This window comes from Geodermatophilus sp. SMS 5-13 (assembly GCF_059428245.1).
The window spans coordinates 434,158-449,953 of sequence record NZ_CP165729.1; the positions used below are offsets into that span (position 1 = coordinate 434,158).

The following is a 15,796-nucleotide window of genomic DNA, read 5'->3' on the forward strand; positions in this document are numbered from 1 at the left end:
GGTGCCCGTGGACACCGCGAGCCCCGTGGCGGAGCTCGAGGCGTCGGCCGACGAGCCGGCGCCCGGCGCCGACCGGCCCCGCGCGGACACCGGGGACGACGGGGACGCGGCCGACGGGCTGCACCCGGGCGACGCCGTCGGCGCGGTCGGCCTGGCGGCGAAGGTCCGCGCCGTCCTCCGGGTCCGCGACTTCCGCCGGCTCTGGGAGTCGATGGCGCTCTCCAGCTTCGGCGACTGGCTGGGCCTGCTGGCGATCACCGCGACCGCCACGTCGCTGGTGGACAGCTTCGCGCTGCAGAACTTCGCGCTGGGCGCCGTCCTCGCCTTCCGGCTGCTGCCGGCGATCCTGCTCGGCCCGCTGGCCGGCGCGTTCGCCGACCGGTTCGACCGGCGCAAGACGATGGTGGTCTCCGACGTCCTCCGGTTCGGGCTGTTCGCCTCGATCCCGCTGGTCGACAACCTCATCTGGCTGTTCGTCGCCCAGTTCCTCATCGAGGCGATCAGCCTGTTCTGGATCCCGGCGAAGGATGCCGCCGTCCCGAACATGCTGCGCAAGGACCAGATCGAGCCGGCCAACCAGCTCTCGCTGGTCACCACGTACGGGCTGACGCCGGTCGCGGCGGCGATCGTGTTCGCCGTCCTGACCTCGCTCGGCGGATCGATGCAGCTCCCGTGGCTGTCCGAGACCGATCTCGCGCTCTACCTCAACGCGCTGACGTTCCTCGTGGCCGCCGTCGTCATCTGGAACCTGCCCTCGATCAGCGGCCGCCGCGAGGCCGGCGCGCAGGTGAAGACCGAGAGCTTCCTCGGCTCGCTGAAGAGCGGCCTCTCCTTCGCCGGGCACACCCGGCTGGTCCGCGGGCTGGTCATCGGCATCACCGGCGCCTTCATGGCCGCGGGCGTCGTCATCGCCACGGCGCAGGCGTACGCGGCGTCCCTGGGCGGTGGCGACGCCGCCTACGGCCTGCTCTTCGGCGCGGTCTTCATCGGCCTGGGGCTGGGCATCGGCGTCGGCCCGAGCATCGCCCGCGACCTCTCCCGGGAGCGCCTGTTCGGCGTGGCCATCGTCGGCGCCGGCGTCGCCCTGCTGCTGCTGTCCTGGTCGTTCACGCTGTGGATCTCGCTGCTGCTCGTCGTCCTGATGGGCTTCTTCGCCGGGATCGCCTACCTCGCCGGCTTCACGCTGCTCGGCACCGAGATCGACGACGCCGTCCGCGGCCGGACCTTCGCCCTGGTGCAGTCGCTGGTCCGGGCCGCGCTGATCCTCAGCCTGGCGGTGGTCCCCTTCGGGGTGGGCCTGTTCGGCCGGCACGGCGTCGACCTGGGCGCGGTGGCGTTCGCGGTCACCGGCGACCGGATCATGCTGTTCGTCGCCGGGTTGCTCGCCGCCGGCGTCGGGATCGTCGCCTACCGGCAGATGGACGACGGCCGGCCGGTGCCGCTGGTCGCGGACGTCGTCACCGCGCTGCGCCGTGACACCACCGCCCGCCGCCGGCTGGCCAAGGGCGGGGTGCTCATCGCGTTCGAGGGTGGCGAGGGCGCGGGCAAGTCGACCCAGGTCAAGCGGCTGCAGGAGTGGCTGACCCACGAGGGGCTGGTCGCGCGGGCCACCTTCGAGCCGGGTGCCACGGCCTCCGGCGCGGGCATCCGCTCGATCGTGCTCGACCGCGCGCACGCCGGGATCTCCCCGCGCTCGGAGGCGCTGCTCTACGCCGCCGACCGCGCCCAGCACGTGCACGACGTGCTGCGGCCGGCGCTGGACGCGGGCGAGGTCGTGATCACCGACCGCTTCGTCGACAGCTCGCTGGCCTACCAGGGCGCCGGGCGGACCATCCCGATGGAGGACGTCCGGGGCCTGTCCCGCTGGGCGACCCAGGGCCTGGTGCCCGACCTGACGGTGCTGCTCGACCTCCCGCCGGAGGTGGGGCTGGCCCGGGCGCGCGGGCGCGCGGCCGCCGACCGGCTCGAGTCGGAGTCGCTGGACTTCCACCAGCGGGTGCGGCAGACCTTCCGCGCCCTCGCCGAGGCCGAGCCGGACCGGTACCTGGTGCTGGACGCGCAGTCCTCGCCCGACGAGCTCGCCGCGGCGATCCGGGTGCGGGTCACCGAGCTGCTCTCCGGCCTGCCGCTGCAGACGCTGCCCGGTGGCAGGCAGCGGCGGGCCAAGGCCGACGTCAACGGGCACGCCGACGTCGCCGGCGCCGTTCCGCACCATCCGCACGCCCAGACCGGCTCGACCCCGCAGCTGCACCCGTGACGACCGTCGAGGCCACCGAGGACGTCTGGGCGCGGGTCATCGGCCAGCCCGCGGTCGTCGCCGAGCTGCGCGCCGCGGTGGCCGACCCGGCGGTCATGACGCACGCCTGGCTGTTCACCGGCCCGCCGGGCTCCGGTCGCAGCGTCGCCGCGCGCGCGTTCGCCGCCGCCCTGCAGTGCCCCGACAACGGCTGCGGGCACTGCCACGCCTGCCACACCGCGCTGGCCGGTACGCACGCCGACGTGAAGATCATCGTTCCGGACGGCTTGTCGATCGGGGCCAAGGAGGCCCGCGAGATGGTCGTGGGCGCCAGCCGGGCGCCGTCGCAGGGCCGGTGGCAGATCGTGCTGGTCGAGGACGCCGACCGGATGACCGAGCACGCGGCGAACGCGGTGCTCAAGATGATCGAGGAGCCGCCCACGCGGACGGTCATGATGCTGTGCGTCCCGAGCCTGCACCCGGACGACGTGATGGTCACCATCCGGTCCCGCTGCCGCCTGGTCAGCCTGCGTACCCCGCCGGTGGACGCCGTCGCCGACGTCCTCGTGCGCCGCGACGGCGTCGACCCGGCGCTCGCCGCCTGGGCCGCGGCGGCCTCCGGTGGGCACGTCGGCCGCGCCCGCCGGCTGTCCCGCGACGAGGACGCCCGGCTGGCGCGCAAGGCGGTGCTCGACATCCCGCGGTCGCTGGTCTCCCTGTCGGCCTGCCTGGACGCCGCCGACGAGCTGGTCGGGTCGGCGAAGGAGGAGACCGACGCGGCCACGGCGGCGCTCGACAGCGCCGAGACCGAGGCCATGAAGGCGAGCCTGGGCGTCGGAGCCCGCGGCCCGGGCGTCACCGCGGCGACCCGCGGTGGCGCCGGCGCGCTCAAGGAGCTTGAGCGCAAGCAGAAGTCCCGGGCCACGCGGATCGGCCGCGACTCGCTGGACCGGGCACTGGTCGACCTGGCCGCTCTCTACCGGGACGCGCTGGTGCTCGCGGCGGCCGGCGAGCAGGCGCCCGCGCTCAGCCATCCCGACCGGCGCGCCGACGCCGAGGAGCTGGCCCGCCGGCTCGGCCCGGAGGGCGCGCTGCGCCGCATCGACGCGATCCTGGCCTGCCGGGAGGCGCTCGAGCAGAACGTGAAGCCGCAGGTGGCGCTGGAGGCGCTCACCGTCGCGTTGCGACTCCCCGCCGCCTGAGCCGGCGCCCCTGCACCGGTCGGCGGCGCGGGTGCCGTAGGCTGTCCGAGCACGTCCGCCGCCTTAGCTCAGTCGGTAGAGCATCTCACTCGTAATGAGAAGGTCGTCGGTTCGATTCCGACAGGCGGCTCGCAGGTGACCAGCGGCTTCGCCCTCCAGGGGCGGGGCCGCTTCGTCGTTCCCGGGGCTCGTCGCCGGCGGCTCCCCGGGGCTCGCCCCCGCCACCGCCGATGAGGTAGACAGCCGACCATGGAGACCCGCCCGATGAGCACGGCCACGAGGACCGAGCCGGACGCGCCGACGCAGCACCTCGCTGACAGCCACGACCTGATCCGCGTGCACGGCGCCCGCGAGAACAACCTCAAGGACGTCAGCATCGCGCTCCCGAAGCGCCGGCTGACGGTGTTCACCGGCGTCTCCGGCTCGGGCAAGAGCTCGCTGGTGTTCGACACGATCGCCGCGGAGTCGCAGCGGCTGATCAACGAGACCTACAGCGCCTTCGTGCAGGGCTTCATGCCGACCCTGTCGCGGCCGGACGTCGACCTCCTCGAGGGCCTGACGACGGCGATCCTCGTCGACCAGGAGCGGATGGGTGCCAACCCGCGCTCCACCGTCGGCACCGCGACCGACGCGAACGCCATGCTGCGCATCCTCTTCAGCCGGCTCGGCACGCCGCACATCGGTCCTCCCACGGCGTTCTCGTTCAACGTCCCGACGCGCAAGGCGAGCGGGGTGATGAGCACCGAGAAGGCCGGCGGCCGGGTCGAGAAGGCCGTGGTGCGCGACGTGGTCTACATGGGCGGGATGTGTCCGCGCTGCGAGGGCATGGGCTCGGTCTCCGACTTCGACCTCACGGCGTTGTACGACGAGTCGAAGTCCCTGCGCGAGGGCGGGCTCACCGTGCCCGGCTACAGCGTGGACGGGTGGTACGGCCGCCTCTTCGTCGGCATCGGCCTCGATCTGGACAAGCCGATCGGCAGGTACACGAAGAAGGAGATCGACGACCTCCTCTACAAGGAACCGACCAAGATCAAGGTCGAGGGCGTCAACCTGACCTACGAGGGCGTCATCCCGAGGATCCAGAAGTCGATGCTCTCCAAGGACCTCGAGGCGATGCAGCCCCACATCCGTGCCTTCGTGGAGCGCGCGATCACGTTCCAGACCTGCCCCGAGTGCGACGGGACGCGGCTGACGCCGGAGGCCAGGTCGTCGACGATCCAGGGCAGGAGCATCGCCGACCTCTGTGCGATGCAGATCAGCGACCTGGCCGGGTGGGTCCACGCGCTCGACGAGCCGTCGGTCGCCCCGCTCCTGACCGGTCTGCGGCACCTCCTGGACTCGTTCGAGGAGATCGGGCTCGGCTACCTGTCGCTCGACCGGCCGGCGGGGACGCTGTCCGGAGGCGAGGCCCAGCGCACCAAGATGATCCGCCACCTCGGGTCGTCGCTCACCGACGTCACCTACGTCTTCGACGAGCCGACGATCGGGCTGCACCCGCACGACATCGCGCGGATGAACGACCTGCTGCTGCAACTGCGGGACAAGGGCAACACCGTGCTCGTCGTCGAGCACAAGCCCGAGGCGATCGCCATCGCCGACCACGTCGTCGACCTCGGCCCCGGGGCGGGCACCGGCGGCGGCGAGGTGGTCTTCGAGGGCACCGTCGAGGAGCTGCGGACCAGCGGCACGCTCACCGGCCGGCACCTGGACGACCGGGCCTCGCTCAAGCCGTCGGTGCGGACGGCGAAGGGCCGGCTGGAGGTGCGCGGCGCGAGCACGCACAACCTGCAGGACGTCGACGTCGACATCCCGCTCGGCGTGCTCGTCGTGCTCACCGGCGTCGCGGGGTCGGGGAAGAGCTCCCTCATCCAGGGATCGGTCGCCGACCGCGAAGGTGTCGTGACCGTCGACCAGGGCGCGATCAAGGGCTCGCGACGGAGCAACCCCGCCACCTACACCGGCCTGCTCGAGCCGATCCGCAAGGCGTTCGCCAAGGCCAACGGGGTGAAGCCGGCGCTGTTCAGCGCCAACTCCGAGGGCGCCTGCCCCAGCTGCAACGGGGCCGGCGTCATCTTCACCGAGCTCGGCGTCATGGCCACCGTCGAGTCCCCCTGCGAGGAGTGCGAGGGGAAGCGGTTCCAGGCGGCGGTGCTGGAGTACACGCTGGGCGGCCGCAACATCGCCGAGGTGCTCGCGATGCCGGTCACCGAGGCCGAGGAGTTCTTCGGCGCCGGGGAGGCGCGCACGCCCGCCGCGCACGCGATCCTCGAGCGGCTCGCCGACGTCGGGCTCGGCTATCTCGCCATCGGCCAGCCGCTCACCACGCTGTCCGGCGGCGAGCGCCAGCGGCTCAAGCTGGCCACCCGCATGGGCGAGAAGGGCGGGGTCTACGTCCTGGACGAGCCGACCACCGGCCTGCACCTCGCCGACGTCCGCCAGCTGCTCGGCCTGCTCGACCGGCTGGTCGACTCCGGCAAGTCGGTGCTGGTCATCGAGCACCACCAGGCGGTCATGGCGCACGCCGACTGGATCATCGACCTCGGCCCCGGCGCCGGCCACGACGGCGGCCGGGTCGTCTTCGAGGGGACGCCGGCCGACCTCGTCGCCGCCCGCGCCACCCTCACCGGGGAGCACCTCGCGGCCTACGTCGGCGCCTGACCGGGGAGGGGGCCGCCTACAGCCACCTGTCGACGGCGGCGGTCCAGCGCTCGACGGAGGACGTCGTGCCCTCGGCCTTCGCCTTCTCCCGGGCGAACTCCGCCGACGGCAGGGCGCACCCGCCCGGGCAGTCGACCTCCACGGCGCGCCCGTCGAGCCAGCCGACGGCCGCGCTGCGACCGCAGTGGGGACAGGTCTCCCAGGTGACCCGCTCGCTCATCGTCGATTCGTCCGTCCGCTCGGATCGGGGCGAAGCACCTGTCGCTGGATGGATTCAGCGCACAGTGAAGGGTCTCAACCCAGGCCTGTCAACCCGAACGGGGGAACGGCCGGGAACCTCCTGGCGGCCCGCGTGCCAGACTCCGCGCGTGGCGGGACGGGTGACCCTCCAGGACGTCGCCGACCGGGCCGGGACGTCGCGGACGACGGCGCACTACGTCCTCACCGGCCGCGACCGCGAGATGCGCATCGCCGAGGACACCCGGCGCCGTGTCCTGCGGGCTGCCGGCGAGATGCGGTACCGGCCCGACCTGATGGCCCGCGGCCTGCGCACCCACGTGACCCGGACGATCGGGCTGGTCACCGATGCGGTGGCCACCGAGGCCTACGCCGGCGACCTGGTGTACGGATCGCTCACCGCGGCCGTCGCCCACGGCCACCTGCTGTTCGTCTGCGAGACCGCCGAGGACCCCGGCCTCGAGCAGCGGCTGGTCGAGGAGCTGCTCGCCCGGCACGTCGACGCGTTCCTCTACGCCACCTTCTTCACCCGCGAGGTCCGGCTGCCCGAGGCGCTCCGCGACGAGCGGGTGGTGCTGCTCAACTGCCGGGCACCGGGCAGCGGCCTGGCCTCGGTCGTCCCCGACGAGGTGGCCGCCGGCCGCTCCGCGGCAGGCGCGCTGCTCACCGCCGGTCACCGGGACGGCATCTGGCTCGTCGGCGAGCCGTCGCCGAACGTCATCGCCGCCGTCGAGCGGCTGCGCGGCATCGAGGAGGTGCTCGGCGCCGCCGGCGTCCGGCTGGCCGGGACCGTGTCCTCGGCCTGGTGGCCGGAGTCGGCCTTCGAGCAGGCCGGCGCGCTGCTGGACGGGGGCGAGCGGCCCACCGCGGTCATCGCCTTCAACGACCGGGTCGCGCTGGGCGTCTACCAGGCCCTGGCGGCGCGCGGGTTCCGCGTGCCCGAGGACGTCTCGGTCATCTCCTTCGACGACTCCGACCTCGCCGTGTGGCTGCAGCCGGCGCTCTCCAGCGTCGCGCTCCCGCACCGCGAGCTGGCCACCACCGCCGTCGACCTGCTGCTGGGCGTGGACGGGCCGGGCGGCGACGAGCACCGGGTCGCCATGCCGCTGCGGCTGCGCGAGTCCGTGGGGCCGCCGCGCCGCGCATGAGGCGTCAGCGCCCGCGCAGCTCCTGGCCGGTCAGCAGGGCCAGCAGCCGGCCGTACGCCAGCCCCAGCTCCTCGGTGTCCCCGGGCCGGAAGTGCCCGACCGCGATGTCGTCGAGCAGCGGCGAGCTCAGCGGTCCGGGGCGTCCGGAGCCGCCGGGCACGAGCAGGTGCACCTGGGCGACCCCGGCCTCCCGGACGGCGGCGTCGAGGGTGGCGGCGTGGTCCTGGAGCAGGCCGTCGGTGACGCCGGCCAGTCCGGTGGCCGCGCAGTGCTGCCCGGCCAGCAGCTCCGCCGTCCCCTGGAGGACCGGGGTCAGCGCGGTGCCGTCGCTGCCGGGATCGGGCTCGGGGAGGTCCCCGGTCGGCAGGTCGGCCACCTGCGTGGGCGGCAGCGCGACGGTCATCGTGTCGGCGTAGGTGACGACCAGCACGACGTCGTCCGGGCGCAGCACGCGGCGGGAGAAGTCGACGAGGTCGTGCAGGGCCTCCCGCCGGTCCTGGGCGAACTGCCGCATCGACCCGGACAGGTCGGAGGCCAGGACGACGCAGGCGCGGCCGGTCAGGGCGCGGTCGCCGCCGAGCTGGGCGTCGCCGAGGCGGGCCGGTGCGGCCTCGGGCGAGGTGTCGAAGGGCCAGACCACCGCGAGCGTGCCCAGCGCGAGCAGCGCGGCGAGCAGCGGGAACAACCAGCCCGGGACGCGGCGGTCGCGGCGCACCCGGGCGGCCCGCCGGACGGGCACCCGGCGCACCGTCGGCACCCCGTGGCGGCTGTGCATCTCCAGGCGGCGGAACAGGCTCGCCGCCCATCGCCGCCGCCCGCGGCGGGTCATGCGACGCCCGCGTCCTGCGGTTGCGCCGGGGCCCGCCGCAGGTGCCCTCCGAGCCCGTCGACGCGGTCGTCGTAGCCGCTGCCGAACTCCGCCGGCGTCTGCGCCCGCGCCCGCGCGACCATGTCCTCCAGCAGCTCGCCGGCCTCGACCGACTCACGGGCCGGCTGGAGGTCGAAGACGTCCTGCAGGCCCGCGGAGGTCCCCAGGGCGGCCCGCACGTCGGCCCGCTCGCCCTCCGCGCGCAGCGTCTCGAGCAGCCGGCGGGAGCCGCGCTCGGGCCGCGCGGTCAGGCAGAGCAGCCGCACCCACGCCCGCTTGACCAGCGCGTTGCGGACGGCGGCGCGGTACTCGGCCGAGCCGGGCACGTACTGCCCGTAGGCCAGCGCGAAGGCGGCGGACACGTTGAGCAGCACGATCCCGGAGGTGAGGCCGAACGTGCAGACCAGCAGCAGGGTGTCGTGCTCGCCGTCGTTGAGACCGAGGCTGCCCGACAGCTGCCCGCCGAGCGCGCCCAGGCCGGCGATCAGGCCGATCACGCCCAGCAGCGTGAGCAGCAGCACCGCGTACAGGACCGTCCGCTTGCGCCGCGCCACCGGCCCGGCCAGCGCCTGCAGCCGGCGCTCGTTCTCCTCGTAGGCGCCGGGGCGCACGCCCGCCGCCGCGCCGCGCGGCGCCACGACCGGCAGTCCGGCGTCCTCCGCCGGCCGGTCCTCGTCGTCCTGCCGCTTGGGGACGACGGAGCCGAGGTCCCAGTGCGCCAGGACCTTGGCCGTGACCAGGATCGTCACGCTGATGACGAGCGGCAGGGTGAAGCTGGCCCGCGCCGGCAGGTTCGCCGCCCGCAGGATGGCGTTGACGCCGAGGTAGTCGCCGGCGGTCAGCACGGCCATGACCAGCAGCAACGTGGGCAGCGACCACGGCGTCGGCCGCGGCGGCGTCTCGTCTCGGTGGGCGTCGGCGCGGCGGGCGGCCTCCACCGAGCTGTCCAGCGCCGCGTAGAACTGCACGGTGGGCGTCGTCCAGGCGGCCACCCGGCCCCGCCGGCGGCGGGCCCGACGGCTCAGCGGCACCAGCCGCGCGGTCAGGGCGCGCAGCGAGCCCTCGACGGCCGCGGACCCGGCGGCGTTCTCGGCCGCCGTCCGCCCCTCGCCCGGCAGCGCCCGCGGGCGCGGCGGCCCGGTCACCGGCCCACCTGACCGGGGACGTAGGCGGTGAACCGGATGACCGGGGTGGCGCCGGCCTTCTCCAGCAGCTGCGTCCAGGTGTCGCGCAGCGCGGTGGCGGCGACGCTGTCCAGGCCCTGGTCGGCGAGCCGGCCGAGCCCGTACAGCTCGACCGTCACGCCGGGCAGCTCGAGCGGGAGGTCGGTGGAGCCGACCTGCATGCCGTCGGACGTGCTGACGATCCGCACCGGCACGCCGTCGTCGGGCAGCCGGTCGCTCTCGGCGATCAGCGCGCCGTAGAGGTCCGACCCGTGCCGCTGGTCCCGCTCCGGATAGGCGGCCAGGACCGCGTCGGTGACCGCGGTGACCAGGTTGTTCGTGACCTGCGAGCGGGCGTCCTCGTCGTTGACCTGGGGCGCGAGAGCCGGGCAGTCGAGGATCGTCGTGGTGTCGGTCGCCGAGTCGCCGATCACGGTGACGGTCAGGCTGGCCTGCCCCTGGACGGCGTCGGTGACGATGCCCTCGAGCTGCGGCCGCAGCGACTGCAGGCTCGCGCCGCCGCTGTTGCTGACGTCGGGCAGGTAGACGTCGTGCCGCTTCGCCGGTTGATCCGCGTCCAGCCGCGCGGTGACCACGCGGGGGCAGTCCTGGCTGGAGGCCGCGGGCGCCGGGGCCGCTTCCTCGGCGCACGCGGTCAGTGCGAGCATCGGGACCACGGCGCCCGCCATCCCCAGAGCCAGCCGTCTCACCCGACCACCTGACCACGCGCACCGGCGGATCCGGAACGGCTCCAGGACGGCGGCGGACCGCCAAATCGGCCGACCGGACCGGCCGGCACAGGCCCACCGGTGGCGGCCGGCGGCGCCGCTCAGCCCAGCGCGGCGGGGCGGCCCTCCCAGCCCTGCTCGGCCTCCTCGGAGCGCAGTTGGGTGACCTCCCACTGCAGGGCGTTGTGCACGCCGCCCCGCAGTTCCTCGCGGCCCAGCAGGCGGACGCTCCGCGTGGCGCGGTGGCCGGAGTCGAGCAGGGCGGGGAAGGCCGCGCCGGCCCTGCCGACCGCGCTGTACTCGTCGGACAGGACGGCGAAGCCCTCCCCGGCCAGGGCGCGGACGTAGCGCATGAGCGGGCTGGGCTCGTCGACGACCCGCGCCGGGGACACCCCGTTGCGGCGCAGGATGCGGTCGAGGCGGTCGCGGGAGGCGTGCCCGGGCGGGGCGGCGAGCAGCGGTTCGCTGTCGAGCAGGTGCGCGGGGCAGTCCGCCGGCCGCCCCTCCCGGCCGCCGAGCCGCGCCAGCTCCGGCGCCGTCCCCACGACGCGCAGCGTGTACTCGTAGCAGGTCTCCGGGTGGTCGTCCTCGACCAGCAGGTAGTCGATCTCCGGCGGCCCGCCGTGGAACAGCCGGCCGAGGTCGGCGTCGGTCCCGTCGACCGCGACGAGCCGCAGCTCCAGCCGGACCCAGGGGAAGTGGGTGTGCAGGCGACCGACGAGCACGCCGAGGAAGCGCTCGTAGTGCGACTGCCGGCCGCCGATCCGCAGCACCCGCTGGTCGACCGCGCTGACCAGCTGGATGTCCTCGAGCTCGCGACGGCGCGCCAGTTCGCGCTCCCGGCCGCGCCGGATGAGGCGGACCGCCTGGGCCATGCGGAGCGCCTCCGGCGTGGCGAAGGTGCCGCGGCGCCCCGGCTTGCCGTGCAGCTCGATCGGTTCGCGGGTCTCGGTGTCCGGGGCCAGGTACCGGCCGAGGGCGCGCAGCTGCTGGCGCTCGGCGGCCACGTCGGGGCGCGGCCGGCGGGCGACCTCCTCGGCGGCCTTGTTCAGCGTCGTCGGCGGCGGGCCGTTGCCCGACGGCGACTCGCGCGGGCGGGTGAACGCCTCGAGCAGGGCGAGCACGTCGTCGCCGATCTCCTTGCGCTCACGCTGCCACGCAGGCCTCGCATCAGGCACGGGCCGCCACCTCCCGACCACCCTCGGCCACGTCGCGGCGGGGTCGGTGGCGGCCAGATACGCCACCGGTGCCGGACGCCGTCCCGACCGGTCAGCGGATTATGGCCGGACCGGGGCGGCGGCGCACCCGTCTCGCGCCCCCGGCACCGGAGCACGGCACCGCGTCCTGAACGCGCGCGACGGCGGCGCCGCCCCCCGGGGAGGGGCGGCGCCGCCGTCGCATGCGTGCGCTCGGCGCGGTCCGACAGAGCCGGGGGAGCGCCGGTCAGGTGTGGTAGTTCTGCTCCTTCGCGCGCTCCAGGGACGCGCGGATCTCCTCCTCGGCGGACTTCTGGTCGACCCACTCCGCGCCCTCGACCGACTTGCCCGGCTCGAGGTCCTTGTAGGTCTCGAAGAAGTGCTGGATCTCCAGCCGGTCGAACTCGGGGACGTCGGTGATTTCGGTGAGGTGGGCCATCCGCGGGTCGGTCGCCGGCACGCAGAGGACCTTGTCGTCCCCGCCCTTCTCGTCGGTCATCCGGAACATGCCGATGGCCCGGCAGGTGATCAGGCACCCGGGGAACGTCGGCTCGTCGAGGATCACCAGGGCGTCGAGCGGGTCACCGTCCTGGCCGAGGGTGTGCTCGATGTACCCGTAGTCGGCCGGGTAGCGGGTCGAGGTGAACAGCATCCGGTCGAGCCGGATGCGTCCGGTGGCATGGTCCAGCTCGTACTTGTTCCGCTGGCCCTTCGGGATTTCGATCGTCACGTCGAACTGCACGCACGTAGTGTGGCCCACGGCGACCCCGCGCAATCGGCGGAGGTCGCCTTCTGGGGGGTGGGCACCATCACGTCGAGCGGTTCGACCGTCGTCACAGCGAACTACTCGAGGTTCCGTCGCCGCTTGATCGTCGCGGGTCTGGGCGTGCTCGTCCTGGTCCTCGCGATCGTGGCAACGGTCCTGGTCACGACGGGGGACGACGACGCCACCACGCCCGTGGCCGCGGCCGCCGGCGAGGCGCAGCTGCCCGACCTCGGGGACGCCACCCCGGTCCTCGCCGCGCTGTCGTCCGACGCCCCCGCGCCGGACCCGACGGCGCTGGAGGGCGAGCTGACCCCGCTGCTGTCCGCGGTCGCGCTCGGCACCGGCGTCTCCGCCCGGGTGGTCGACGTGGCCACCGGCGACACCCTCTTCGACCAGGAGGGCAGCACCCCGTCCACGCCGGCCTCGACGGCCAAGCTGCTCACCAGCGTCGCCGCGCTGACCACGCTCGACCCCGACGACACCCTCGAGACGAAGGTCGTCGCCGGCTCGTCGCCCGGCGAGGTGGTCCTCGTCGGCGGGGGCGACCCGACCCTGTCGCGCACCGCGCCGTCGCAGAGCTACCCGGGCGCCCCGACGATGGCCGACCTCGCCACCCAGGTGCTCGCCGCGGTGCCCGCCGGGACGCCGATCACCAGCGTCGTCGTCGACAACTCCCTCTACACCGGCCCGCTCACCGCGAGCGGGTGGGGGGCCGGCGACGCCCCGTCCAGCTACGCCGCCCCGGTCACCGCCACCGCCGTCGACGGCGCCCGTGTCACCCCTGGCTCCGACGCCCGCAGCGGCCAGCCCGGCATCGACGCCGGCGCGGCCCTCGCCGACGCCCTCGGCGCCTCGGGCGCCTCGATCTCCCTCGGGACGGCCACCGCCGAGGCGAAGACCCTCGGCACCGTGCACTCCGCGTCGATCGCCCGGCTGGTCGAGCAGGCGCTGTCCCAGTCGGACAACATGCTCGCCGAGGCCCTGTCCCGCCAGGTCGCCATCGCGCGGCACCTGCCCGCCTCCTTCGAGGGCTCCGCGCAGGCGGTCGTCGCTGCGCTCGAGGACGCCGGCGTCGACACCACCGGCGTGCAGCTCTCCGACGGCAGCGGTCTGTCCCAGGACGACCGCGTGCCGGTGGACCTCCTGACCGGGCTGCTCACCGACGCCGCCGACGGCACGCTGCCCGAGGCCGCGCCGATCCTGTCGGGGCTGGCCGTCGCCGGCTACGACGGCACGCTCGCCGACCGCGGGGACGACGACCCGGCCACCGCGCCGGGCGCCGTCCGGGCCAAGACCGGCACGCTGCTGAACGTCAACGGCCTCGCCGGCACCGTCGTCACCGAGGACGGCCGGCTGCTGGTCTTCGCCGTCCTCGCCGACGCGGCGGCCGGCAGCGTCGAGAGCGCCGAGGCGGCTTTGGACGACGTCGCCACTGCCCTCGCGGAGTGCGGCTGCCGCTGATCGCACAAAGCGTTGGGACAGCCTTTCCGCGTACGGTGAGGCGATGAGCAGCCCGTCCTCGATGGTCGACTGGGATCTCGCCGGTCGCACCGCGCGCAAGCTGGTCGGTCCCGGCCCGGAGACCACCCGGGAAGAAGCAGAGAGCGTCGTCCGCGAGCTGCACGACGCCGCGGCGCGGGCGGTCGCCCACGTCGAGGGGCTGACCGGCCTGAAGCCGGCCGAGGGCGGCCCGGTGCCCGAGGTCGCCGTCGTCGACCGGCCCGGCTGGATCGACGCCAACGCCAAGGGCATGGCCGCGCTGCTGAACCCCCTGGTCGACGCCCTGGCCGAGAAGCAGGGCACCCGTCCGGGCCCGCTGGCCACCGCGATCGGCGCGCGTGCGACCGGCGTGCAGGCCGGCGGCATCCTCGCGTTCCTGTCCTCGCGGGTGCTCGGCCAGTACGAGGTCTTCGGCACCGGCGGCCGGCTGCTGCTCGTGGCGCCGAACATCGTCGACGCCGAGCGCAAGCTGGGCGTCGACCCGAGCGACTTCCGGCTGTGGGTGTGCCTGCACGAGGTCACCCACCAGTTGCAGTTCACCGCGTTCCCGTGGCTCAAGGCCCACCTCGAGGCGCAGATCGCCGAGTTCGTCGAGGCGACCGACCTCACCCCCGACGTGCTCCGGGAGCGGCTCGCCGACGTCCTGCGCAGCCTCGGCGACGCCATCCGGGGCGGTGACGGCGACAGCGAGGGGCTGCTGGCGCTGGTCCGCGACCCCCGCCAGCGCGAGGTGCTCGACCGGGTCACCGCCGCGATGAGCCTGGTGGAGGGGCACGCCGAGTACGTGATGGACGGCGTCGGCCCGGACGTCGTCCCCTCGGTCAAGACGCTGCGCAAGCGGTTCGCCCAGCGGCGCAAGGGCCGGGGCCCGTTCGACCGCGTGCTGCGCCGGCTGCTGGGCCTCGAGCAGAAGATGAAGCAGTACGCCGACGGCCGGCACTTCGTCGGCGGCGTGGTCGACCTGGTCGGCATGGAGGGCTTCAACCGGGTCTGGGAGGGGCCGGCGAACCTGCCGCTCATCGACGAGCTCACCGCGCCGGAGAAGTGGGTGGACCGGGTGTTCGGCCGCCCCGCCATCACCGCCTGAACCCGTGAGCGGGCCCAGCCCGGCGGTCGCCCGGCTGCGCTCCGCCGTCCGCCCGGGGCTGACCCGCTCCGCCCGGCCGGTGCTGGTCGCCTGCAGCGGGGGAGCGGACTCCCTCGCGCTGGCGGCCGCGATCGCCTTCGAGGCGCCGCGGGCCGGCGTCCCGGCCGGGGCGGTGACGGTCGACCACGGCCTGCAGCCGGGGTCGGCCGAGCGGGCCGAGGCCACGGCCGGCCTGCTGCGCAAGCTGGGGCTCGAGCCGGTCGCCGTCCGGACCGTCGACGTCGGCGCGGACGGCGGACCCGAGGCCGCCGCCCGCGCCGCCCGGACCGCCGCGCTCGAGGCCGCCGCGGCCGAGCACGGCGCCCGCGTGGCGCTGGGGCACACCCTCGACGACCAGGCCGAGACGGTCCTGCTGGGCCTGGGCCGGGGCTCCGGGCCGCGCTCGATCGCCGGCATGGTCGAGGAGCGGGAGATCTGGTGGCGGCCGCTGCTCGGCGTCCGCCGGGACGCGACCCGGCAGGCCTGCGCCGACCAGGGGCTGCCCGTGTGGGACGACCCGTGGAACGTCGACCCCGCCTACACCCGCGCCCGGCTGCGCGGGGAGGCGCTGCCGCTGCTCGAGGACGTCCTCGGCGGCGGGGTGGCGCCGGCGCTGGCCCGCACCGCGGCGCTGCTGCGCGAGGACCTCGACGCGCTCGACGACCTCGCCGCGGCCGAGGGCGCCCGGCTGACCGGACCGGACGGGCTCGACGCGCCCGGCGCGGCCGCGCTGCCGGCCGCGCTGCGCCGGCGGGTGCTGCGCTCGTGGCTGCGCGCCGGCGGGGTCGCCGACCTGCACGCCGTCCACCTGCACGCGGTCGACCGGCTGCTCGTGGCCTGGCGCGGCCAGGGCCGGGCCGACCTACCCGGCGGTGCGGGAGTGGTCCGGGCGTCTGGCAGGCTGGTGCTGCGCCCCGCCCGGACCGCCGGCGGTGGCTGATCCGCCGCACTCCCGAGGAGCACCGTCC

The 15,796-nt window shown here is 75.0% G+C and carries 13 protein-coding genes and 1 tRNA gene; 8 read left to right on the forward strand and 6 right to left on the reverse strand.

All coding sequences use genetic code 11. The annotated features are described in order from the left end of the window. Positions 1-7: 7 nt before the first annotated feature. The 4 genes from tmk (at position 8) to AB3388_RS02130 (ending at position 6,096) form a co-directional block, all read left to right on the forward strand. Positions 8-2,257: a dTMP kinase gene (gene tmk, locus AB3388_RS02115; protein WP_495409102.1), complete on the forward strand. Its 2,250-nt coding sequence runs from the start codon at positions 8-10 to the stop codon at positions 2,255-2,257. Next, positions 2,254-3,438, forward strand: a complete 1,185-nt coding sequence (locus AB3388_RS02120) for a DNA polymerase III subunit delta' (RefSeq protein ID WP_495409103.1) — start codon at positions 2,254-2,256, stop codon at positions 3,436-3,438. Before tmk ends, AB3388_RS02120 begins: the two co-directional genes overlap by 4 nt. Before the next feature lie 57 nt (positions 3,439-3,495). Continuing rightward, positions 3,496-3,568 (forward strand) — tRNA-Thr (locus tag AB3388_RS02125). Positions 3,569-3,702: 134 nt separating this feature from the next. Then, positions 3,703-6,096 (forward strand): ATP-binding cassette domain-containing protein, encoded by a 2,394-nt coding sequence (locus tag AB3388_RS02130; RefSeq protein ID WP_495409104.1) that lies wholly within the window; start codon positions 3,703-3,705, stop codon positions 6,094-6,096. Between the two features lie 16 nt (positions 6,097-6,112). Here the strand turns inward: AB3388_RS02130 and AB3388_RS02135 are convergent, their stop codons facing one another. Continuing rightward, on the reverse strand, positions 6,113-6,316 hold the full coding sequence (locus AB3388_RS02135; protein WP_495409105.1) for a hypothetical protein: 204 nt from the start codon (positions 6,314-6,316) through the stop codon (positions 6,113-6,115). Between the two features lie 148 nt (positions 6,317-6,464). Here AB3388_RS02135 and AB3388_RS02140 point away from each other — a divergent pair, with 148 nt between their 5' ends. Beyond that, the gene (locus AB3388_RS02140) at positions 6,465-7,481 is read left to right on the forward strand and encodes a LacI family DNA-binding transcriptional regulator (protein ID WP_495409106.1); all 1,017 of its coding nucleotides are present in this window, start codon (positions 6,465-6,467) and stop codon (positions 7,479-7,481) included. 4 nt (positions 7,482-7,485) lie between these two features. Here AB3388_RS02140 and AB3388_RS02145 read toward each other — a convergent pair whose 3' ends face one another. From AB3388_RS02145 to AB3388_RS02165, 5 genes are all read right to left on the reverse strand, one after another. Next, complete coding sequence (locus tag AB3388_RS02145) at positions 7,486-8,310, reverse strand: vWA domain-containing protein (RefSeq protein ID WP_495409107.1); 825 nt, start codon at positions 8,308-8,310, stop codon at positions 7,486-7,488. Continuing rightward, entirely contained in the window at positions 8,307-9,494 is a 1,188-nt protein-coding gene (locus AB3388_RS02150; RefSeq protein WP_495409108.1) for a hypothetical protein, read from the reverse strand. The genes AB3388_RS02145 and AB3388_RS02150 overlap by 4 nt, the downstream gene beginning before the upstream one ends. After that, complete coding sequence (locus AB3388_RS02155) at positions 9,491-10,222, reverse strand: hypothetical protein (RefSeq protein WP_495409109.1); 732 nt, start codon at positions 10,220-10,222, stop codon at positions 9,491-9,493. The genes AB3388_RS02150 and AB3388_RS02155 overlap by 4 nt, the downstream gene beginning before the upstream one ends. A gap of 119 nt (positions 10,223-10,341) precedes the next feature. Next, positions 10,342-11,418 carry a hypothetical protein gene (locus AB3388_RS02160; RefSeq protein ID WP_495409110.1) on the reverse strand — a complete coding sequence of 359 codons (1,077 nt, stop codon included), beginning with the start codon at positions 11,416-11,418 and terminating at the stop codon, positions 10,342-10,344. Between the two features lie 265 nt (positions 11,419-11,683). Continuing rightward, on the reverse strand, positions 11,684-12,178 hold the full coding sequence (locus AB3388_RS02165; RefSeq protein ID WP_448625639.1) for an inorganic diphosphatase: 495 nt from the start codon (positions 12,176-12,178) through the stop codon (positions 11,684-11,686). A gap of 123 nt (positions 12,179-12,301) precedes the next feature. On the opposite strand from AB3388_RS02165, the gene dacB reads away from it, so the two are divergent. Genes dacB through tilS form a run of 3 tightly spaced genes read left to right on the forward strand, consistent with a single transcriptional unit; the run spans position 12,302 to position 15,768 of the window. Further along, positions 12,302-13,663, forward strand: a complete 1,362-nt coding sequence (dacB, locus tag AB3388_RS02170) for a D-alanyl-D-alanine carboxypeptidase/D-alanyl-D-alanine endopeptidase (protein ID WP_495409111.1) — start codon at positions 12,302-12,304, stop codon at positions 13,661-13,663. Between the two features lie 43 nt (positions 13,664-13,706). Then, positions 13,707-14,789, forward strand: a complete 1,083-nt coding sequence (locus tag AB3388_RS02175; RefSeq protein WP_495409112.1) for a zinc-dependent metalloprotease — start codon at positions 13,707-13,709, stop codon at positions 14,787-14,789. 4 nt (positions 14,790-14,793) lie between these two features. Beyond that, a complete protein-coding gene (tilS, locus tag AB3388_RS02180; RefSeq protein WP_495409113.1) occupies positions 14,794-15,768 on the forward strand; it encodes a tRNA lysidine(34) synthetase TilS in 975 nt (324 codons plus the stop codon). Positions 15,769-15,796 lie beyond the last annotated feature (28 nt).